The 21945-nt window shown below is 58.4% G+C and carries 18 protein-coding genes and 1 pseudogene; 11 read left to right on the plus strand and 8 right to left on the minus strand.

Annotated features, from left to right (window positions below):
- Positions 1-691: 691 nt before the first annotated feature.
- Positions 692-1477, plus strand: coding sequence for a hypothetical protein (locus FIV38_RS19050; protein WP_070996356.1), 786 nt, complete (start codon positions 692-694; stop codon positions 1475-1477).
- Positions 1478-1616: 139 nt separating this feature from the next.
- Here the strand turns inward: FIV38_RS19050 and FIV38_RS19055 are convergent, their stop codons facing one another.
- On the minus strand, positions 1617-2465 hold the full coding sequence (locus tag FIV38_RS19055) for a DUF2726 domain-containing protein (protein WP_092230611.1): 849 nt from the start codon (positions 2463-2465) through the stop codon (positions 1617-1619).
- Positions 2466-2663: 198 nt separating this feature from the next.
- On the opposite strand from FIV38_RS19055, the gene FIV38_RS19060 reads away from it, so the two are divergent.
- From FIV38_RS19060 to FIV38_RS19070, 3 genes are all read left to right on the plus strand, one after another.
- A complete protein-coding gene (locus FIV38_RS19060; protein ID WP_167362616.1) occupies positions 2664-3698 on the plus strand; it encodes a glycosaminoglycan attachment site in 1035 nt (344 codons plus the stop codon).
- Between the two features lie 144 nt (positions 3699-3842).
- Positions 3843-5276: an alpha/beta hydrolase gene (locus FIV38_RS19065; protein ID WP_092230617.1), complete on the plus strand. Its 1434-nt coding sequence runs from the start codon at positions 3843-3845 to the stop codon at positions 5274-5276.
- Between the two features lie 159 nt (positions 5277-5435).
- Entirely contained in the window at positions 5436-6416 is a 981-nt protein-coding gene (locus tag FIV38_RS19070) for an IS5 family transposase (protein ID WP_092230619.1), read from the plus strand.
- A 163-nt stretch (positions 6417-6579) separates the two neighbouring features.
- Here the strand turns inward: FIV38_RS19070 and FIV38_RS19075 are convergent, their stop codons facing one another.
- Together FIV38_RS19075 and FIV38_RS19080 are read right to left on the minus strand one after the other, a co-directional pair.
- Positions 6580-7719: an Ntn hydrolase family protein gene (locus tag FIV38_RS19075; protein ID WP_092230622.1), complete on the minus strand. Its 1140-nt coding sequence runs from the start codon at positions 7717-7719 to the stop codon at positions 6580-6582.
- 401 nt (positions 7720-8120) lie between these two features.
- A pseudogene (locus FIV38_RS19080) lies at positions 8121-8501 on the minus strand (DEAD/DEAH box helicase); the annotation flags it as partial.
- Between the two features lie 167 nt (positions 8502-8668).
- Here FIV38_RS19080 and FIV38_RS19085 point away from each other — a divergent pair.
- Entirely contained in the window at positions 8669-9088 is a 420-nt protein-coding gene (locus FIV38_RS19085) for a polyribonucleotide nucleotidyltransferase (RefSeq protein ID WP_092230628.1), read from the plus strand.
- Positions 9089-9103: 15 nt separating this feature from the next.
- Entirely contained in the window at positions 9104-9997 is an 894-nt protein-coding gene (locus FIV38_RS19090) for a cation diffusion facilitator family transporter (RefSeq protein WP_029292204.1), read from the plus strand.
- Here FIV38_RS19090 and FIV38_RS19095 read toward each other — a convergent pair.
- Positions 9994-10992, minus strand: coding sequence for a DUF6515 family protein (locus FIV38_RS19095; RefSeq protein WP_092230631.1), 999 nt, complete (start codon positions 10990-10992; stop codon positions 9994-9996). The two genes, FIV38_RS19090 and FIV38_RS19095, sit on opposite strands and share 4 nt — an antisense overlap.
- A 417-nt stretch (positions 10993-11409) precedes the next feature.
- Here FIV38_RS19095 and FIV38_RS19100 point away from each other — a divergent pair, with 417 nt between their 5' ends.
- Together FIV38_RS19100 and FIV38_RS19105 are read left to right on the plus strand one after the other, a co-directional pair.
- The gene (locus tag FIV38_RS19100; protein WP_003176264.1) at positions 11410-11889 is read left to right on the plus strand and encodes an Lrp/AsnC family transcriptional regulator; all 480 of its coding nucleotides are present in this window, start codon (positions 11410-11412) and stop codon (positions 11887-11889) included.
- A 227-nt stretch (positions 11890-12116) separates the two neighbouring features.
- Entirely contained in the window at positions 12117-12326 is a 210-nt protein-coding gene (locus FIV38_RS19105) for a DUF2788 domain-containing protein (protein ID WP_029292208.1), read from the plus strand.
- Here the strand turns inward: FIV38_RS19105 and FIV38_RS19110 are convergent.
- The 4 genes from FIV38_RS19110 to FIV38_RS19125 form a co-directional block, all read right to left on the minus strand.
- Positions 12321-12956 carry a pseudouridine synthase gene (locus tag FIV38_RS19110; protein WP_029292210.1) on the minus strand — a complete coding sequence of 212 codons (636 nt, stop codon included), beginning with the start codon at positions 12954-12956 and terminating at the stop codon, positions 12321-12323. The genes FIV38_RS19105 and FIV38_RS19110 overlap by 6 nt on opposite strands.
- A gap of 70 nt (positions 12957-13026) precedes the next feature.
- Positions 13027-14526: an AMP nucleosidase gene (gene amn, locus FIV38_RS19115; RefSeq protein WP_169851182.1), complete on the minus strand. Its 1500-nt coding sequence runs from the start codon at positions 14524-14526 to the stop codon at positions 13027-13029.
- 136 nt (positions 14527-14662) lie between these two features.
- On the minus strand, positions 14663-16309 hold the full coding sequence (locus tag FIV38_RS19120; RefSeq protein WP_092230634.1) for an acyl-CoA dehydrogenase family protein: 1647 nt from the start codon (positions 16307-16309) through the stop codon (positions 14663-14665).
- Positions 16310-16397: 88 nt separating this feature from the next.
- Positions 16398-18764, minus strand: a complete 2367-nt coding sequence (locus FIV38_RS19125) for a hybrid sensor histidine kinase/response regulator (protein ID WP_029292215.1) — start codon at positions 18762-18764, stop codon at positions 16398-16400.
- A 286-nt stretch (positions 18765-19050) separates the two neighbouring features.
- Between FIV38_RS19125 and FIV38_RS19130 the strand changes: the two genes are divergently transcribed.
- Genes FIV38_RS19130 through hemL form a run of 3 tightly spaced genes read left to right on the plus strand, consistent with a single transcriptional unit; the run spans position 19051 to position 21791 of the window.
- Positions 19051-19848, plus strand: a complete 798-nt coding sequence (locus tag FIV38_RS19130; RefSeq protein ID WP_038443553.1) for a hydroxymethylpyrimidine/phosphomethylpyrimidine kinase — start codon at positions 19051-19053, stop codon at positions 19846-19848.
- An 18-nt stretch (positions 19849-19866) separates the two neighbouring features.
- The gene (thiE, locus tag FIV38_RS19135) at positions 19867-20490 is read left to right on the plus strand and encodes a thiamine phosphate synthase (RefSeq protein WP_092230637.1); all 624 of its coding nucleotides are present in this window, start codon (positions 19867-19869) and stop codon (positions 20488-20490) included.
- Between the two features lie 17 nt (positions 20491-20507).
- A complete protein-coding gene (gene hemL, locus FIV38_RS19140; RefSeq protein ID WP_029292220.1) occupies positions 20508-21791 on the plus strand; it encodes a glutamate-1-semialdehyde 2,1-aminomutase in 1284 nt (427 codons plus the stop codon).
- Positions 21792-21945: the final 154 nt, after the last annotated feature.

Genomic DNA, 21945 nt, shown 5'->3' on the forward strand with positions numbered 1-21945 from the left:
CAACATTTCCATGCTGATCACCCTGTGTTCTCCTGCTCAAAAAGTGAGCAGAAGCAGTTGAACACCTGGGTCAGTTTTCAGTCGGCAGAACAGCCTCTACTGGGTCAGTTTTCGGTCAGCGGCAACATTGCATTTGCGCCCCTTACATTCCATCGTTGACCTGATGACGCGGAGAAGCCCGAGCGCCACGGTCGCAATCTACCTAAACCGCCTCCATCCGCCGTATCAGACCGGTCGGCGCAGGCGAAGCACGCGGCTGACTCTACGCGATGAAACATGTTTAGGCGATTATCTGCTCAGCGTGTGCGCCCTGGGACTCCTCCCAATCAGCCACATCTACCCGAGGGCCCATCAAGTCAGGGCCTCCAGCCGCCAAGGAGTGACGAATGACCGGCATCGAGAAGGAACTAGCAGACATAAGAAAGTTGACCAGGATCACCCTCCCGGAAAGCGACAGTTACTTGTATCGCCTATGCGAGCCCTGATTCAGTAGCATCTCAGTGGTATATCGATCTGCTTTGCGCAGATGGGTGGTAACTGAGATCCTGCCCAGCCGGGCGTGATAAGCGTCCACGCGGGGGCCATCGGAGACGGAGATTGTGGCCGTAGAGCAGCGTCCGCTCGAACGCATCCTGCGAATAATATGGATGCTCAAACTGTTGCGCTGTCAACCCAATGTAGAGAACAGTCCATGTATAGAAAAGCTATTGTTACATTTCTAGACGTATTAGGCTTTCGAAGCCTGATAAAAAATGAAACCTGTGACTCCATAGATTCTATTTTGGAGAAGATGAGTAAATACGCCGCACCCATAGCCGACCCTGACGATGATCCTTACCATCCGGTCACCACTGCATTTTCCGACTGTGTCATGCGTATTAGCTTCACAGACTCTAAAGCAAACTCCGACTATCAAATAGGTCTACTATTCTACGAATTACTTGCGTTGGTACATGCGCAGAGTGAGTTGATAGACAACGATGTGATCGTGCGCGGCGCTGTTGCCTTCGGAGATATCTCCTATAAAAATGAGCGTGTGTTCGGGCCAGCGATGGTTGACGCGTATGAGCTTGAATCAAGCAAAGCTGTATTTCCTAGGATCATCATCAGTCCTACCTGGATGGACGTCCTGAAATCTGATCGTCTCATACGCTCGAAAAATCACACATTGAAGGAAGAGCTGATCTATATCAACAAGCTGATTAGAAAGGATGAAGATGGCCTCTATTTTATCGACTACATCCGAGCTATCCGCAGCGAACTCGATGACCCAGAAGCGGGCTATATATCATTTTTAAAAAGGCATCAACGCTTAATCAAAAACAACCTAAAAAAACATGTAACCCAAGACAGGGTGCTAGAGAAATACAAGTGGCTTTCGCGTTATCATGATGAGCTAATCAATGAACTTAATGAAGATTTCTTAGAATATTATGGACACTCAAAGAAATCTTTGCTGACAGCGGATCTAGAATAAATCATTGGATTGTCGTCACGGTGGTCTTGAGCACTATCCATCAGCAACTAGAGCAGAGAGCAGCCGCCACGTACTTGACAGAAGGGGACTGCCAGATTTTTTGTGTACGGGCGGTTAACGCCCGTCACTTGACGGACACTTAGAGTTGACGCATCAGCTCTCGAACCAGTCGCTCGAACTCATCCACCGAGGAGGCCTTGGCGTCCAAAGGCCGGATGCGTATGAGCTTGGTGTTGGCCGCGCGAAAAATGGCGTCCTTCAGCTGGTCATTCGCTTGCGCCTGGGGATCATCGTGGAAGCTGCTGTCCAGCTCAATAAAGTACTTAGGCACGTAGCCACTGCCGACATCGAATACGACGCTATCGACTATCCCCCGGAAGAAGTATGACCGGGCCGGCTCCAACAGCTGTCCCTTGATGGCCTGATAATCCAGAATGCAGCTCAAGGCGACGTTAGGGTATGGGTGGTAGGTCGGGAAGACCCGCCGCACCGCCTCATAGAAATTCTCTTCCTGCTTGGACTTAAACAGTCGGATGGTCTTGGGCTCTCCTGGTGTCACTTCCGTTCCACGGACGGTCATATTCGTCCGCAGGCTCGCTGAAACCGCTTCCGGCTTGGCCCGGAGGAAGGACTGGATGATTTCTTTGGCCAGCGGGCGGTGCTGGTGCGTTTGAGCATAGTTGAGCAGGGCTGTGTGCTTGGTCTCTTGCATCAGCTTCAGTCGTTCATCAACGAAGCGATCCACAAAGCCCTGGCTGAAGCCATGCTGGTTCAGCTCAATGATCAGATTGGTGTATTCGAATTGCCTGGAGCGCTCAGCAGGTGGCAGTGGCTCAGCGAAAGTGAAGAACTCCGACTCAAAGAAGCCGGTCATTTGCGTCAAAAAGAGATCCTGCACCTTGGCTTTCTTCTTCTGGTAGATGATTTTGCCAATCGCCTCCCAGTCCTTCTGCGCCAACAACGTAAACCATTGCTCTCTGTCTTCCATGGCTGCGCTCCACGCTTGATGCCGGACATCGAGCTAGGATATGTCCGGGGTCGAAGCGCGTGCAACATCAGCGAGAGCGAAGGTTCCGTGTAGGTACTGTGCTTGCAGCCTCGCCCCCGTCTCGAACAACCTCAAATAGCCTTTAACTACACTGCTGCGCACTCAATCTTGAAATTGTCGTTACGGAGAGTTCCGCGTATGCCCCTTGATCTATTTTCCCCTCAGGTCGCCACCGCCGCGCTGCATCCGATCTTCAAAATGATGTCTGAGGAAATCTATGGCCCTGAACGCGCAGTGCTATCTCAATGGGCCGAAGGCTTCGAAGATCGTGATAGGAAGTTCGTAAAGGAGCTTCAAACCACCTTTGAATCTTCATTTTGGGAGCTGTACCTGTTCGCAGCGCTGAAGGAATGGGGGCTGCCGACTGATCCTCGTCACCATGCGCCTGATTTTGTCGTCGAGGGTGAAGTCCCATTTTGCCTAGAAGCGACAATCGCAAATCCCCCGGCTGGCGGGCAGCCAGCTTACGGCTTCTCTATGGCTCATCCCCCTAAGGACTTCACCGACTTCAACATCGAGTCCACCTTGCGAATCTGCAACAGCTTCGATGCGAAAGTCAGGAAATACAGGAACAGCTACTCAAAACTGGAGCACGTTCAAGACAAGCCCTTCGTCATCGGTATCGCATCATTCGACAGGCCGCACGCGCATTTTGCAGCTGGGCGCCCGATCATGGCTGCGCTTTACGGGCTCTATCATGATGAAGCCGCGACAAGGCCCGGGGATACTCACGTTGAGTCTTACAACGTCACAGCAGCCCCAAAAAATGCCAAAACCAACATCGAAGTGGGATTATTTTGCGATGACACTTATGCGGACGTTTCCGCTGTCGTCTACAGCAGTCTCGCGACCTGGGGGAAATTGAGGGCGTTGGCTGACAATCCTGATGCACTCTCTGCGTACTGCACGCTTTACCCCAATCCGGGCAACCTGTTACCAATCATTCGTTCCGTAATGAAGAAGGACTACAGCGAGCACCTGATGGATGGGCTGTATGTGCTCCACAATCCCTTCGCTCGGCATCCCCTGCCATCGGGACTGCTGAGCCACCCTCGCCTGTGCGAAGTCAACGTCGCTTCGGACGGTGAGCTCATCATGACTGCCCCTGACGATTTCCTACTGCTGAGAATGATCAAAACAATGAAAGTGACTGACGTTCCCGAGCAGCCGTGACCATAGCCACCGCTTCAGGGTGGCGTGACGGGCGGCTAGCCTCCCCCCGCCCGCAGAGAGGCTGCTAGTCGCGCGGGAATAGCGTGCCGGTTGTCATGATGGCAAAGCGGCACTAGATTAGGCCTTTTTCAATAGAGCTTACATATGGATATGCCTGTCAGGAGTCCGGTAGACCTCAAGATTGCGCTTGCGATTCTCTACATCAACTTCGCCACCTATAACTCACACAAGCGGATACTGAGTTCATCGCAGTTGCTCCTGTGCTGGAGAAAGGCGCCGGGGGGGATGTTCATTGATGTCCTGCACGACAGAGTCACAGGCAGCAGGGCCAAGATGGCCTTTACGCAGCTCATCCAACGAGTAGATGAGCTGAAATTGCTGACAGACGTCGTGGAAGCTAAACGGCTACTGAGCGAGGGCTACGCGTCGACGTTGTCCACGATCCGGCAACCAAGCTTCAAAGCCGCAGTCAAGCTAGTAATCAGCGTCCCTGAAGATATGGTGGAGTACGAAGAACTCATCGCCCAAGCAGACTACAGCATTGGGGCCTCGCTCAGCAGCGAACGGTTCCCCACCCACTATAGCCGAGCTCCGGTCGATCAAAAATTTACGAAATACGCCGTCCACTTCGGAACGGATCGCCTGTTGGAATCGCCAAGGACTGTGAGGTTTGGCGGGTTCCGCAGTGATGATGTCGTGTCTTATGGCATCGCAGAGGTGTCCATCCCTCACCTCCATAAGGAAGGCAAACTGGAACGGCCCGTGTTGTGGCCTTCTACCTCAAAGGGGAACCCCAACAAGCATATCGTCATCCACGAGTCTGCTCTTTTTGAGCTGGAAGAGTGGTACGACAACGCCAAGACCTATCTCGCGAAGATCAGCGAAACATCCACTAGCCATGAAGGCTTGCTATTCATCCACGGATACAACGTGAGTTTCGACGCGGCATTGTGGCGGTCGGCGCAGCTGTGCCATGACCTCAAATTCCCAGGTCTAATGCTGTGCTTTTCCTGGGCGTCGCTTGGCAGTACGACTGGCTACCCTGCCGACGAGGCGACGGTAGATTGGTCAGCAGCCCATCTGAAGGAATATCTGACGAACGTCACAGAAAACCTGGGCCTGACGTCGTTGCACATTGTCGCCCACAGCATGGGTAATCGGGCGCTTCTCGCTGTACTGGAAAACTGGGAGAACAAGCCGGGCGCTACCGCGATCAGCCAGATCATCCTTGCTGCTCCTGACGTCGACGCCAAGCGCTTCAAGCAATTTGGGCGGGTGTTTAACCTGTACGAGCAAGTAACGCTTTATGCGTCCCGCAACGATCGAGCGATCACTGCGTCTAAGCTTGTGCACAGCAATCCAAGGGCGGGCGGCGCCAATCCACCTCTGGTCATGGATCACCTGTCGACTATCGATGTCTCCAGTGCTGGTAGGGACATGTTCGGGTTAGGCCACAGCTATGTAGCCGACGTGACGAAAGTGTTCCGGGATCTGTTCTACATCGTCCGGCATCGGCACAAACCTGACCAGCGCGCAGGAATCACGAAGAAAGATGAGGGTCACTGGGAGCTGAGCTAAGCCCATAAAATCAGACCAAACGTGGCGCAGGCCTATTCGCTCCCCGCCACCACTTGAAAGCCACCGCAAGGTGGCTTTTTGTATCCGCTTGCCTTAGGGATTCTCCGAACAAGTCCGTAGATGTGCTGAAATATGCCCGTCCCCTGATCCGAGCTACCCATGAGCCAGATGAGCTTTTCCGACTTTGAATACGCAGGCAAGCGCAAGCAGACACGTCGTGAACGCTTCCTCACCGAGATGGATCAGGTCGTGCCCTGGAGCGCTTTGCTAAAGCTGATCGAACCGTATTACCCGAAGGCTGGCGGTGGTCGAAAACCCTATCCTCTGGAAACCATGCTGCGGATTCATCTGCTGCAAAACTGGTTCTCCCTGAGCGACCCGGCCATGGAAGAGGCGCTCTACGAAATCACGCCCATACGCCAGTTCGCGGGTTTGACTCTGAGTGCGCCAATCCCTGAAGACACCACGATCATGAACTTCCGGCACTTGCTGGAGAAACATAAGCTCGCGCCTGCAATCCTCGCTGTCATCAATGGCTATTTGCAGGACAAAGGCCTGTCGCTGCGCCAGGGCACCATCGTCGATGCGACCATTATTCATGCCCCCAGCTCGACAAAGAACAAGGAGGGAAAGCGCGATCCCGAGATGCATCAGACCAAGAAAGGTAATCAATATTTCTTCGGGATGAAGGCTCATATCGGTGCTGATGTCGAATCCGGTCTGGTTCATCACGTCCATGGCACCGCTGCCAATGTGGCCGATGTCACACAGGTCGCCGAGCTGTTGCATGGCGAAGAAAACGCGGTGTATGCGGATGCTGGATACACCGGTGTCGAGAAACGTAAAGAGCATGAAAATCGTAAAGTGATCTGGCAAATCGCGGCTCGCCGCAGCACCTATTCCAAGTTGAATAAACGCAGTCTGCTGTACAAGGCCAAACGCAAGATCGAGTACTGCAAAGCTCAGACGCGGGCCAAGGTCGAGCATCCTTTTCGGGTGATCAAACGGCAGTTCGGTTATATGAAAGTACGCTTTCGTGGGCTGATGAAAAACACGGCCCAGTTGACCACGCTGTTCGCCCTGTCGAACCTGTGGATGGCTCGAAAAAAACTGATGGGTATGGGCGAATTGCGCGCTTAACACCGAAAGCCGGACAAAAACGCCCTCAATACCCGATGCACTGTTCGCTTTTCAGCAAATAGCGGGGCGCTTCGGGAAAATTGCGACTGGCCGCCGGCATACGGCAAGTTGATCGGAGCATCCTTAGGGGCATAAACCAAAGCTGGGCAAACCAAATCTTGACTTACTTAGAGTTGAAGCTAGCTTTGACTTGCTCCAAGAACCCCAGCACGTGATCATTCACTTCACCACGAAATATATCTGAGTAGTCTATTTTAACAAATCCAGGTTCTACGCTGGCCGTGAATGCCTTACACAAAAAATAGAAATCATTTTCGTATTTCTTGATAAAAGGTATAGTCATGGCGCCTTTCTCAGTCTTGTAGTTTATCAGGAAGCAAAGGAAATGCCCCCTAAACCTCAACTCATCGACATCATCTTCAACCGTAGTCTCTTCATAGCGTGATATAGGCGCGATCGTGAATGTTCGGTCATTAACAGGAACATACTCATCGAAGTCCTCATCAAATTGCAATTCAACACTCCTGATTTTTAAGTCTTCCCCTTTATATTCGGACTTAATCAGACATTTTGGAAAGTCGACTTGCAACATCCCCTCAGCGTCAAGCTCTGCATCCGCAAAGGCATAAACGATGTTAGATATCTTTTGAAACCGTCCATCATAAAATGCCACTACTTCGTAACCGCCTCCAAACAGATTCGCAATCGACTCCGACTTATACTTGTTCTCAAATTCACTCTTTAAATGGCTTGCAAATTGATCGAGAGCCATGCAAGTGCCATGCACCACAATATTTTCTTCAAGAACATCAAACGCATGTGGTGGATAATCCTGATAATGCGCCTTTACATGACCCGCACCAGACCCACCAACCCAAAGCTCAAAATTTTCATTGCGATGCCCGCAATCCGCATAAACATTAGATATGTGAATTTCATCCTCTTCAACACTTAGGGCGATAATTCTGATCTTTTCACTATCAATGGTATCGTCGGCAAGTACTGCATTCGAAAAACGCTTCCCCGTCAATACGGGGTGCTCATCTACTAGCCTCTCAATAAGCCGTACAACCGCCTGAATCGATCGCACATCCCCGGCGAAAGCTATGGCGAAGTGATCGTTCACCACAAGAATTTTTTGACACAAACCAGCCACGGCGTGAGCACGCAACGCAGGGCTTCCGGCATCAGGCTTGAACGATGGGATCTGCGATGGACGCCCCCTCTTACTTGAGCTGGTAAGCAGAATGTCAGCCTGAAGGAAACCACCTTCCTTCAACTTGTAGCCCGAAATCATCGTCATGTGCAGATCCTTATGCGTGTGTGAATGACCAAGGTACAACGCCATCATAGTGACACCAAAGTCATTTCTGCGACTAAGAACTGCGAAATTGATCCGTCACCTAGGACACCGTTTGGGTGCGTACCATGGGCCGAAGCTGAGGTGTCTGCTGATGAGTGTCTACACATACCAGTATGAGATGGCGTTGTTGAACTCGGGGCTGGTGTAAGACGTAATCGGGTAATCCGGATTAGAGACCTTGGCACCTACCGGGGGTAGGATTGGGGATCTCTCTTGGGTTGGTTAGGGAGGGACAAGCGATAAAAAGGCTGGGGATATATCCTAGAGGGAGGTCAGTTGTGGCAGGAGAATGTCCTGTGCCTTGACAAGATTCCAGGGTATTTCGGTGCAAATGGCAAAACATGGAATTCGTCGAAGATCAGCAAGCCCACGCCATCGAGTGCCGGATCATCCTGCAGGCGGCGGGTGAGGATGCCTTCGGTGACCACTTCGATACGGGTGTTGGGGCCGACCTTGCTGTCCAGGCGGATACGGTAGCCAACGGTCTCCCCGACCTTCTCCCCCAGTTCACTGGCCAACCGCTCGGCGGCGGCACGGGCGGCGAGCCGGCGGGGTTCAAGCATCAGGATGGTTTGCCCGGCCAGCCAGGTTTCATTCAACAGCGCCAACGGCACCCGCGTGGTTTTACCGGCGCCGGGCGGTGCTTCGAGCACGGCTTCATGGCGCGTCGCCAAGGCTTCACGCAAGGCGGGTAAAACATCATCGATTGGCAACGAATTCATACTGGCTCCAAGGCAGAGCGGCGAGTATAACGGCGAACTGCTGGATACCGCTGGAGTGCCGCCTCCAATTGGAATGCGACTAAAAGTAGGCGCTGGCCCCCACATTAGAGGGGTGGCGCGCGGTAGATCTGCTTTATAGTCACCCCATACAAGTTCAGGAGAATCCCATGCGTATTGCTTCCCGTGTCATCGGCGGTGTTGTGGCCGTCACCCTGTTGAGCCAACTGACGGCCTGCGGTTCGATTTTCTATCCTGATCGCCGTGGCCAGATCGACGGCAAGATCGACCCGGCGATTGCCGTGCTCGATGCGGTCGGCCTGCTGTTCTACGTGATCCCCGGCCTGATAGCCTTTGGCGTGGACTTCGCCACCGGCGCGATTTACTTCGAGCCGGGCAAGAGCGCACAAGTGGCCCCCGAGAAGCTGCAAGAAGCCATCGGCGCCGACGGCAAAGTGGATAACACCAAGCTGCAAACCATCATCGAACACGAAACCGGCCGCAGCTTGCCGCTGGACGACCCACGCCTGATCCAGTTCAAAGGCAGCGTGCAACAACTCGCGTCTCTGGGCCTGCAACCTGCCGCGTAAGGATTTGACTGCCCCATGAGCACCAGCACCGAACACGCCCGCCTCTTGCGCCTGGCCACCCGCGCTTCGGTCGGCGTGGCCAGCATCCTGATTATCGGTAAAGCCGTCGCATGGTGGTTCAGTGGTTCGGTGAGCATGCTGGCCGGGCTGACCGATTCGCTGCTCGACGGCGTGACGTCGCTGCTCAACCTGCTGGCGGTGCATTACGCGCTGCGCCCGGCGGATGACGATCACCGTTATGGGCATGGCAAGGCAGAATCCCTGGCGGGCATGGCCCAGGCGCTGTTTATCGCAGGCAGTGCAGTGTTGATCGCCTTCCAGGCTTACCAGCGCTTGCAGCACCCGGAACCGGTGGGCGCGCCATGGCTGAGTATCGCGGTGATTGTGCTGTCGCTGGCGCTGACCGTGGCGCTGCTGATCTTGCAACATCGGGTGATCCGCGAAACCGGCTCGAACGCGGTGCGCGCGGACTCGCTGCACTACCGGTCGGACCTGCTGCTCAATGGCAGCATCCTCCTGGCGCTGGTGCTGGCGGCTTTTGGCTTGCATCAAGTCGATGCCTGGTTTGGCCTGGGGATCGCCGCCTACATCTTGTGGAGCGCGATCCAGATCGCCCGGGAAAGCTTTGCCGTGCTGATGGACGAGGAGCTGCCGGCCGAAGTCAGCCAGCACATGCTCGAACTGGCCCGTGGCGTGCCCGGCGTATTGGGTGCCCATGATTTACGCACGCGGATTTCCGGCAACCACTGGTTTGTGCAGTTGCATCTGGAGTTACCGGGAGAGTTGAGCCTGTCGGTGGCCCACGGCATCAGCGACCAGGCCGCCGATGCCATCCATCAGGCCTACCCACGGGCCGAGGTGCTGGTGCACGCCGACCCGCTGGAAGTGGTCACCGGCAACAAGGCTTAGTAGGTCACCTGATAGCCGCGGCTGCCCAGGCAGTTGCCCTGGGCCTGGCGGTAGGTTTGCACCACCGCTGGCGCAGGCGCGTAGGTGACGGTCTGCGGGTCGAAGCCACTCTGCTGCACCGCCCAGCGATAGCAATCGTAACCGTCCTGCTGCACCTGGGCAGGCGATTGACCGTTGGCGGGATAGGCCACCACGTCATACCCATTGCCCTGGGGCGCCGGCTGCGGCGGCAGGCTGGCCACCGGCGGTTGCACCACCACGTACTGCTGGGTACTGCTCTCGTAACTGTAATAGGCGCCAGCGGCGAGGAAAAACAGCGCGCTGCCTACCCACACTTCCCGCGCATAGTCCGGCAGGTAATGCACACGAATCCCGTAGGGTGGCGCGACCACTACATAGCGCGGGCCTTGGGGCCGATACCAATAACCACCCGAGAAGAAATAATCCTGGCCGCGATAGGGCACGCGGTAATTGCGGTCGGGGAAGCGGTCCACCGTGTAGCCCGGCCGATATTGCGGGCCGGGCCCCCAGCCATTGCCATGCCCGTCGGGGCGGCCTGGCCAGCGATTGTCATTGGGGTGGCCGTTGTAGCCTGGGCGCGAGCCGGGGCCGCCGGCTTGCCAATGCGGGTTGCCGTCGTTGCGCCTGGGAATGTCACGGTAATTGCCCTGGCGCGGCTCCTGGGTCTGGCCTACGGAATCGGGCCGGCCCTGGATTGGCAGGTTGCTACCGGCCTGGGGCGCCGGGCGTGGTGCGTCGTGGCCTTGCGGACGCGCCTGCCACTGGCCATTCTGGCCACCGCGCTCACCCTGCGGGCTTGGCTGGATGTGTTCCGGGCGCGGCGGGTTGGCTGAATGCCCTCGCTCTCGCTGCCCGTCACCGCCCTGCGGGCCTTGCCCCTGCCGTGGTGAGTTGTCTCGTTCCTCGGCCATCAACTGCGTGCCGAAGGTGACCATCAACACCCCTACACCTGCCAAACGCCAGATGCGCTTCATGCTATTCCTCACTGCGGATTAGGGCCTGTGCATGAGACTGGAAAAGCCGGGCCCGGTTCTGCAACAGGTTATCAGTCGCCAGAACAATTTTCGCCGGCAAAAGAAAAGGGGCGACCCGTCGGTCGCCCCTTGAGAACTTCGTCCTGGCTCAACGCTTATGACGTTGGCTCACCTCACGCCGTCTTGTGGACAGTGTGCAGCCCGGGGGCCGGCCCAACCCGGTGGGGTTGGCGGGCCGCAGCCGGCCTGATTGGGCGGGCTGCAGTGGACTCTATGTCCGGGCAGTGATTCTGTTGGTAATCATAGGCGTGAGGCGCCGACAGATGATTGCGAAGATTGCGTCAATAAACAGTGCTTGCGCAATTTTTAACCCTGGATAGATAATTCACAGCAATAGTTACGACAAAGGCCATCCCCATGAGCAAACTTGACCGATACGACCTGAGTATTTTGGCGGAATTACAGCGCGACGCGAGGATCTCCAACCAGGAGCTGGCCGAGCGGATCGGCCTGTCGCCGTCACCCTGCTCGCGCCGGGTCAAGCAATTGGAAGACGACGGCTATATCTCGCGCCAGGTCGCCCTGCTCGACCGCAAGATGCTTGGCCTAAGCCTCACGGCCTACGTGTTGATCGGCATGGACCGACACACCCCCGAGCGTTTCGAGAACTTCGAAGCGGCCATCCGCACCTTGCCGCAAGTACTGGAATGCAGCCTGGTCACCGGGATGGATGCCGACTATCAGTTGAAAGTGGTGGTGCCGGATATGGATCACTATCAGAAACTGCTGCTGGGCCACCTGACCCGGATTGAAGGGGTGACCAGCGTGCGCTCAAGCTTCGTGCTCAACCAGGTGCTTAACAGCACCGAGTTGCCGTTGACTCACCTGCGTACCTAAGACTCACCACTAACCCCATGTAGGAGATGGCTTGCCTGCGATAGCGGAATTTCAGTCGCTGATATGCCAGCTGACAGTCCGCTATCGCAGGCAAGCCAGCTCCCACATTTTGAGCGCGCTCAGGCAGTGACACCTGGGTGCGACGCACCGACGCAGGTCAACGTTGCACCTGCCGCCTTGCCTTATACTGCGCGCCTGCCTTTGTCGGAAACTGCCCAATGAATTCGATTGACCCCGTGCTGTTTGAAGAGTGGATGATGACCGGACTGGTCACCCTCCTAATCGTTTTCATGGGCTTTATCGTCTGGGACCTGGCGAAGAAATCCAAAGCCGGGCGCTTTGGCTCGATGATTCTGTTCTTCGTGCTGGGCCTGGGCGTGGCCGCGTTCATCATCAAGAGCGTAGTGATCGGCCTGATCGAATCCGGGGCGTTATAAGCGCGCCGGCACTTCGCGGTATTGGCCCTGGTCCAGGCCTTCAATCGACCAATCACCGATTTTCACCCGCACCAGGCGCAAGGTCGGCAAGCCCACGGCGGCGGTCATGCGCCGCACCTGGCGGTTGCGCCCCTCGCGAATCACCAGTTCCAGCCAATAGGTCGGCAGGTTTTTACGAAACCGCACCGGCGGGTTGCGCGGCCACAGTTCTGGCTCCTCCAGTCGCCGGGCCTGGGCCGGCAGGGTCATGCCGTCGTTCAACTCCACCCCCGCGCGCAGGCGTTGCAGATGCTCCTCGGTGGGCTCGCCTTCCACCTGTACCCAGTAGGTCTTTGCCAGTTTGTGCTTGGGGTCGGCAATCCGCGCCTGCAACTGGCCATCGTTGGTCAGCAGCAACAGGCCTTCACTGTCCCGATCCAGGCGCCCGGCGGGGTAGATGCCGGGGATATCAATGAAATCCTTGAGGGTCGCGCGCCCGCCTTCGTCACTGAATTGGGTCAGCACGTCGAAGGGTTTATTGAACAGGATCAACTTCGGCTCGGCCGGCGGCGCCTTGGCGACACGGCGAGCAGCGGCATGTGGCGGTTTCACGCCAGGGCGGCGCGAGTCGGGACGGGCAGGACGGGACATGGCAACGGAATATCTAACGGTCAGGACCGACCATGCTAGTGGCCTGACCGTTAAATAACCACCCTGCTATTTAGCGGAACGGCGGCTCGTCAAAGCTGCGCAGTTTGCGCGAATGCAACGAGTTGAGCTCGGTGCGCAACAAGTCCACCGCCTCGATGCCGATCTTCAAGTGCTGGCTCACGGCCCGCTCATAGAACGCGTTGGCCGAACCTGGCAACTTGATTTCACTGTGCAGCGGCTTGTCCGACACACACAGCAATGTGCCGTAAGGCACCCGCAAACGGTAGCCTTGCGCGGCGATGGTGCCGCTTTCCATATCCACCGCCACCGCACGCGACAGGTTGATCAACGGCCGTTCCTGGGCCCAGCGCAGCTCCCAGTTGCGATCGTCGTAGGTCAACACGGTGCCGGTGCGCAGGCGTTTTTTCAGCTCTTCGCCCTTCTCGCCGGTGACGTTCGCCGCCGCTTGCTGCAACGCCATCTGCACTTCGGCCAGCGCCGGGATGGGGATGTTCGGCGGCACCACGCGGTCGAGAATGCCGTCGCGCCGCATGTAAGCATGGGCCAGCACATAGTCGCCGATGGTCTGGGATTGGCGCAGGCCACCGCAGTGACCGATCATCAGCCAGCAATGGGGACGCAACACCGCCAAGTGGTCGGTGATGTTCTTGGCATTGGACGGGCCGACACCGATGTTGACCAGGGTCACGCCATGGCCATCGCTGGCCTGCAAGTGGTAGGCCGGCATCTGATAACGGTGCCAGACCACGCCTGCGGCAATGGCAGACGCTTCGCCATGGTCCATGCCTTTTTCGATGATCACGTTGCCCGGCAATACCATGCGGATAAAGCGTGGGTCGCTGCGCAATTGTTCCAGGCCATGGACGATGAACTGGTCAACGTAACGGTGGTAGTTGGTCAGCAGAATCCACGGCTGCACATGCCGCCAATCGCTGCCGGTGTAGTGCACCAGGCGGCGCAGGGAGAAATCCACGCGGGCCGCATCGAAGAGCGCCAGGGGCAGCGGATCGGTGTTCTCCCAGTCATACAGACCATCGGCGATACCATCGGTGGCGGCGGACAGATCGGTGCTCGGGAACACCCGCGCCAGGGTCGCTGCGGTCACGCCGGAGCCGGCCAACTCGTCGCCCTGCTCCACCACGTACGGGTACGGGATATTCTGCTGGCTGACGCCCACTTCTACCGTCACGGTGAAGTCGTGCATCAACGGCACCAGTTGTTCCAGCAGGTATTTGCGGAACGCCGCCGGATGGGTGACGGTGACGCTGTAGGTGCCCGGCAACTGCACCTTGGCGTAAGCGCGAGTGGTCTGTGGGACTTCGCCATGGCAGTGGTAGGTCAGGCGCAGTTCGGGGTAGCGAAAGAGCGCACGTTGTGCGGCGTCGGGCTCGACGCGATCCTTGAGGTATTGCTTGAGAGCCTGGTTGAGCGCGCCGGTGGCTCGCTCATGCAGAGCTGCCAGCCGATCCACGGCCTCTTCGGCAGTTTGGACGACAACAAAAGCTTCGGTCACGGTAAGCATCCTGTGTTCTGACGTGCAGGCCTTCATCTTGCCTGCATCGCCGCCAGACGCAAACTCTGAATTGGCATGCCTGGTTATCCACAGGCCGACCTAACCACCTCTGAATTGGAATGCGTTCAAATGTAGGAGCAGGCTTGCCTGCTCCAATTACATGGGATCGCGTTTAGGCAGGGGTTGAACGGGCGACGATGGCCTGCACATCCACACCCCGTGGCAAGGTGCCATACACCCGCCCCGACGACTCACCCAACCGACTGCCGATAAACCCATCGCTGACACTGGCGTTGCCCGCCTCCAGCAACAACTTAGCCTGCAACGCCACGGCGATATCCTCAGTCAGTTGCCGCGCCCGGTACTGGATGTCCTGGGTGTCCATAAACGCCGACTTCAATTGCTCGATATGCCGCGCCAGGCGCTTATCGCCATGCCCATCGCCCAATTCGACGAACAATGTCTCCAGCACCCCAGGCTCCTTCGACAAGGCACGCAGCACGTCCAGGCATTGCACGTTGCCAGAACCTTCCCACGTAGAATTGACCGGTGCCTCACGGTACAGGCGCGGCAAGATGCTGTCTTCGACATACCCGGCGCCGCCCATGCATTCGGCGGCTTCGTTGATCATGGCCGGCGCGCGCTTGCAGATCCAATACTTGCCCACGGCTGTCACCAACCGGGCGAACTTGGCTTCTTGCTCATCCCCCAGATGGTCCAGCGCCCGGCCCATGCGCAGGCTCAAGGCCAGGGCCGCCTCGCTTTCCAGGGCGAGATCGGCCAGGACGTTTTGCATCAAAGGTTGTTCAATGAGCACGCGGCCACCGACCGAACGATGGGCACAATGATGGCTGGCCTGGGTCAGGGCCTGGCGCATCAAGGCGCTGGAACCGACCATGCAATCGAAACGGGTCATGGCGACCATTTCGATGATGGTCGGCACGCCCCGGCCCTCTTCGCCGATCATCCAGGCCAGGGCACCCCGGAATTCCACTTCGCTGGACGCGTTTGAGCAATTGCCGAGTTTGTTTTTCAGGCGCTGGATATAGAACTGGTTACGCGTGTCATCCGGGCGGTGCCGGGGCAGCAGGAAACAGGTCAGGCCCTTGTCAGTCTGGGCCAAGGTCAGGAAGGCATCGCACATCGGCGCCGAGCAGAACCACTTGTGCCCCACCAATTCATAGGGCTGGCCAGGACCGCCAGCACCCACGGGGTAAGCGCGGGTGGTATTGGCACGCACGTCGGTGCCGCCCTGTTTCTCGGTCATGGCCATGCCGATGGTTGCGCCGGCCTTGTGGGCGATGCCGACGTTGCGCGGGTCATATTCGGTGTTGAGGATTTTTGCCAGCCAGGTGTCGGCCAGGTCCGGTTGCAGACGCAGGGCCGGCACGCAGGCGAAGGTCATGGTCAGCGGGCAGCCCGTGCCGGCTTCGGCCTGGCTGTGCAGGTAGGTCAGGGCCGCTCGGGCGACATGGGCGCCCGCCTGGGGATGGGCCCAGGGCAGCGACGGCAGGCCATGTTCAACGGCGGTGCGCATCAGTTGGTGATACGCCGGGTGGAACTCCACCAGGTCAATGCGGTGACCATAACGATCATGGCTGCTGAACACCGGCTTGTTCTGATTCGCCAGGAACCCGGCCTCCATCAGCGGCCCGCCCGCCAAGGCGCCATAGGCATCGATACGCGCCTCGGCCCAGCCCGCGCCAAAGCGCCGCGACCATTCCTGCAGGGGCAGGTCGAGGCGATACAGATTGGCGCCGTCCAGGGACGGCGGCTGATTGGTAACGTCGTGGGTTTCGGCGAACTGGTGCAGATTCATGACGGGCCTCCTGATAAAAGGCCACGCTGATTGAGGCCTTGAATTCAGTTAAGCATCGTCACTGCGCTTAAAAAAGTGGCATATGCGCCTAACTGCCGGCGCTTTCGCCCTCTAGCGGGCACAGCAGGCGCCGCTGTAATACGGCCTGCAACAGCTCAAAACGTACTGGTTTGAGCAACTGCTCGGAAAGGCCAATGCCATGACAATGCTGACGTGCGCCGCCCAGGGAGTCACTCAGGCCGATCACCGGCAGTTCAGCGCAGCCGGGCAAGGCCCGGATCTGGCAGCACAGGGAGAAGCCATCCTCGGGCACATCCAGCAACACCGCATCAAACGCCCCATCCTGCAGCATGGCCAGGGCCACGGGGCCGCTGTCCGCCACTTTTACCCGGTAACCGAGCTTGAGCAACATGCCGCGCAAGACCAATTGCGTGACGCTGTTGTCGTCCACCAGCAGTACTGTGCAATCCTGGGGTGCGCGGTGCAGATCCACGGCCCGGGCCGGCTCCGGTGGCACCGCAATGACGGCCACCTCCAACTGGAAACGGCTGCCTTTGCGCGGCTCGGAATGATGGGTCAGGCGCCCGCCGAGCAATTCGATCAACTGCCGGCAGATCGCCAGGCCAATGCCCAGGCCGCCATATTCACGAGTGGTCGAGCCATCCACTTGGAAGAAGCGCTGATACAGGGTCGCTTCATCCAGGTGCGCAAAACCGATTCCGGAGTCGGTGACGATAAAGGTCAGATCCAGATGACCATCAGGCCGGGGCACACCCACTACCCGCAGGCGCACGGCGCCTTCATGGGTGAACTTGAACGCGTTATCCAGCAGGCATTCCAGGCACTGCATCAGCTTGCCTGCGTCGCCCTCCAGGCGATCGGGCAACTGCCCCGCCACATCGATGGAGAACTCCAGGCCCTTACCTTGGGCATTACCCTGGAATTGCTGGCGCAAGGTATCGAGCACCCCACGCAGGCTGAACACTTGCGCCTGCGCGCTGAGGCGGCCGGCTTGCAATTCGGTGAGGGTGAGGATGCCATTGACCATGCGCATCATGTCCCGTGCCGAGCCGGCGGCGGTGTGCTGGTATTGCGCCAGGTCCCCGGCCAGGGGCACGGTCTGCATCAACTCCAATGAACCGATCACCCCATTCATCGGCGTGCGCAGTTCATGGGTCAGGGTCGCGAGGAATTCGTCTTTCAACTGGTTGCTGTGGGCCAGTTGCTGGTTGAGCACTTCCAGTTTCTGGCTGGCATCAAACAGGATTTGCGCCTGCTGTTCGCGCATCGCGTTGATCCGGTCAGCCAGGGCCAGGGACAACAGGGCGACTTCGATGGCCGAGCCGATCTGGCTCGCATACATGGTGAGAAACACATTGGGCAGGTAGCCCAGCACCATCATCGTGTTCACCACCCCGCCGATCAGGAACGCCGACCAGGCGATGATGAAATACCGCGCCACGCGCTGGCCGCAGCACCAGGCCTTGATCCCGGCGACAAAGATGGTCACGGTGAAAACCAGGGCCAGCGCGGTCGCCAGGCGCAGGGCCAGGGCGTAGCTGGTCATGAGCGACAACAACATCACCACCGCCCCCGTGCCCACCAGCACCAGCAGCAACCGGTCCAGCCAACGACTATAGAGGGCGGTGTGCAAGAAGCTGCGGGCAAACAGGCTGCCGAACAACGCTGACGCGCCGATCAGGAACGGCGTCGCCGCATTCGCCCACCAGGGGTTGTCAGGCCAGAAATACTCGACCGCCGCGCCATTCACCGAGAGCTGGTACATGCCGAACGAGGCGATATAGAGGATGTAATAGAGGTAACTGGTGTCGCGCACGCTGAGGTAAATGAACAGGTTGTACACCAGCATGCCCAGCAGCACGCCATAGATCAGGCCCAGCACATAGAGGCGCAGCGGCTGGTCTTCCAGGTACGCAGTGCTCGACCACAGCGTCAATGGCGCCTGGATCGAACCTTCGCTTTGCAGGCGCAGATAGAGTGTTTTCTGTTCACCCGCCTTGAAGTCGACAGTGAACAGGTAGTTGTTCTGGCGAATCTCACGGCTGGCAAAGGGCAATGCATCCCCGGTGCGCCCGGCCAGGCGATAGCCACCGGCATCGTCAGGGACGTACAGCTCCAGATGATCAAGGGGCGGATAGGCCAGCTCCAGTAGCCAGGTGCGCTGGGCCTGGGGATCCTTGGGCAGGTAATGCAGGTCGACCTTGAGCCAGAACGCCGAGCGTGAATAGCCGGCATTGAGGGTGTCTTTATCATGGCGGGTGTAACGAGTGGCCATTAGCGCAGAACGGGCATCGGCAATGGTGACGCTACCACTTGGGTCTTCGAGTACTTGCATGACCCGGCCCAAGGGAAGGCTTCGGGTGGCCTCGTTGAACTCGACGGCGCCGGCCAGCAGCGGCAGCCCACACAAGAGAAACATCAGCAAATAGCGCATAGAGCCCCAGCGTGGCCTGTCCGGTTATGTCAAAAGCCCCCCATTCCTTTTGAGAAGACGTACACCGGCGATACATTAAGTTGTTTGGATCCACTTTAGCATAGCCGGTAAAGGCCAAAAGACACCATTGAAATAATTTTCCGGATGGCTCTAGGACGGGACTTTCAGAGCATAAATTGCTGAAAATGAATGATAGCCCGTAGCCATCTTTCCAAGTATTTCCCCATGAAATACAGGCGCCGCCCGACAGCCACGCAAAAAGCGTTTGGTGGTAAGCTCGCGCACCATGAATATCTACAGCTCTCGTCCCGTTGTCCTCTGTCTCTCCGGCCATGATCCCAGTGGTGGCGCCGGCTTGCAGGCAGATATCGAAGCCTTGCTCGCCCAAGGCTGTCACGCGGCCCCGGCCGTGACCGCGCTGACCGTGCAGAACACCGTGAATGTCAGTGACTTCCGCGTGCTCGATCGTGAGTGGGTATTGGCCCAGGCCAACGCCGTGCTTGGCGACTCCGAAGTCGCGGCGGTCAAGCTGGGCATGCTCGGTTCTACGGTGATGGTTGATACCGTGGTCGAACTGCTACAGCAGCACCCGCACCTGCCGGTGGTCTGCGATCCGGTGCTGCGCGCCGGTGGCGGCGGCAGCCTGGGCAAGGATGAAGTCGGCTATGCGATGCGCGAGCGGCTGTTGCCGTTATCGCTGATTGCCACGCCCAACCTGCCTGAAGCACGCATCCTCGCCGAACTGCCCGATGGCACGGCAGACGAATGCGCCGAGAAACTACTGCCGTTCATCAAGCACTTGTTGATCACCGGCGGCCACGGCGACGAGCATGAGGTGCACAATCGCCTGTACAGCCGCGACGGCACGCGCCGCACTTTCACCTGCCAGCGCCTGCCCGGCAGCTATCACGGCTCCGGCTGCACCCTGGCCAGCGCCCTCGCCGGCCGCCTGGCCCAGGGCGAAGGCCTGGCCAGCGCCGTGGAGTCGGCACTCAATTACACCTGGCGCACCCTGCGGGACGCCGAACAACTGGGCCAGGGGCAGTTTGTGCCGCGTCGCCTGCCACTGGATTTCTGTTCGTAATATCAAGGGGCCTGCTCGATGAAACTATGTGGCCTGTATGCCATTACCGACAGCCAACTATTGGCCGGTAAGTTCCTGTCCTACGTCGAGGCTGCGCTGGAAGGCGGCGTGACCTTGCTGCAGTACCGCGATAAAAGCAGCGACGAGGCCCGCCGCCTGCGCGAAGCCGAGGCCCTGCGTGAACTGTGCTCGCGCTACAAGACCCAGTTGATCATCAATGACGATGCCGAGCTGGCCGCGCGCCTGGGCGTCGGCGTCCACCTCGGCCAGACCGACGGCCCGTTGACCCCGGCCCGGGCGTTGCTGGGGCGCAATGCAATCATCGGCTCCACCTGTCATAGCCAGATCGAACTGGCTGAACAGGCCGCGCGCGAAGGCGCCAGCTATGTCGCCTTTGGCCGCTTCTTCAATTCCAGCACCAAACCCGGCGCCCCGGCAGCCACCCTCGAAATGCTGGCCCAGGCCCGCGCCCGCTTGCAGGTGCCGATCTGCGTGATCGGCGGCATCTCCCTGGAGAATGCTGCGCCTCTGGTGGAGCACGGCGCCGACCTGCTGGCCGTGGTCCACGGCCTGTTCGGTGCCGACAGCCCCCAGGAAGTGACGCGCCGCGCCCGCGCCTTCAACGAACTCCTTAAATCCTGAATTCAGAGAGCCTGCCCATGTCTCGTTCCGAAACCCTGTTTGCCAATGCCCAGAAACACATCCCCGGCGGTGTGAACTCCCCCGTGCGTGCGTTCAAGAGCGTTGGCGGCACCCCGCTGTTCTTCAAGCACGCCGAAGGCGCCTACGTCACCGACGAAGATGACAAGCGCTATGTGGACTACGTGGGTTCCTGGGGCCCGATGATTCTCGGCCACAGCCACCCCGACGTGCTGGACGCGGTGCGCAAGCAACTGGAGCACGGCCTGTCCTATGGCGCGCCAACCGCCATGGAAACCGAGATGGCGGACCTGGTGTGCTCGATCGTGCCGTCGATGGAGATGGTGCGCATGGTCAGCTCCGGCACCGAGGCGACCATGAGCGCAATCCGCCTGGCCCGTGGTTTCACCGGCCGCGACAGCATCATCAAGTTCGAAGGCTGCTACCACGGGCACTCCGACAGCCTGTTGGTAAAAGCCGGCTCCGGCCTGCTGACCCAGGGCGTACCGAGTTCGGCCGGCGTGCCGGCAGCGTTTGCCAAGCACACCCTGACCCTGCCGTTCAACGACATCGCTGCTGTCGAAAAAATGCTCAGCGAAGTCGGCCAGGACGTAGCGTGCATCATCGTCGAGCCGGTCGCCGGCAACATGAACTGCGTGCCACCGGCGCCGGGGTTCCTCGAAGGCCTGCGCGAGCAGTGCGACAAGCATGGCGTGGTGTTGATTTTCGATGAAGTGATGACCGGTTTCCGTGTTGCCCTCGGCGGTGCCCAGGCTTACTACGGTGTCACACCGGACCTGAGCACCTTCGGCAAGATCATCGGCGGCGGCATGCCTGTAGGCTGCTTCGGCGGCAAGCGCGAAATCATGCAGCACATCGCGCCACTGGGCCCGGTCTACCAGGCCGGCACCCTGTCCGGTAACCCGCTGGCCATGGCCGCCGGCCTGACTACCCTGCGCCTGATCAGCCGCCCGGGCTTCCACGCCGAGCTGACCGACTACACCACGCGCCTGCTGGACGGCCTGCAACAACGCGCCGATGCGGCGGGCATCCCGTTCGTCACGACCCAGGCCGGCGGTATGTTCGGCCTGTATTTCAGTGGCGCCGACGACATCGTGACCTTTGACGATGTGATGGGCAGCGATGCCAACCTGTTCAAGCGCTTCTTCCACCTTATGCTCGAAGGCGGTGTGTACCTGGCACCGAGTGCCTTTGAGGCCGGTTTCACCTCCATCGCCCATGGCGACGCCGAGCTGAAGCTGACTCTGGACGCCGCCGAACGTGCCTTTGCCGCACTGAAGTAAGCCAGCCACAACCTGACGTCGCCCGTGGCGGCGTCAGATTTGCTACCTTGCTTACAGAAATTTCCTTCTTTTTTCGAGAAATCACCTGCAATCCGGCAGATAACTTGCCCACGCAGCAGAAAAACGAGTAAAGACTTTGTAAGCAGAGGTCTGC

It is taken from the genome of Pseudomonas proteolytica (assembly GCF_007858275.1).
In the GTDB taxonomy this organism is placed as follows: Bacteria; Pseudomonadota; Gammaproteobacteria; order Pseudomonadales; family Pseudomonadaceae; genus Aquipseudomonas; species Aquipseudomonas proteolytica.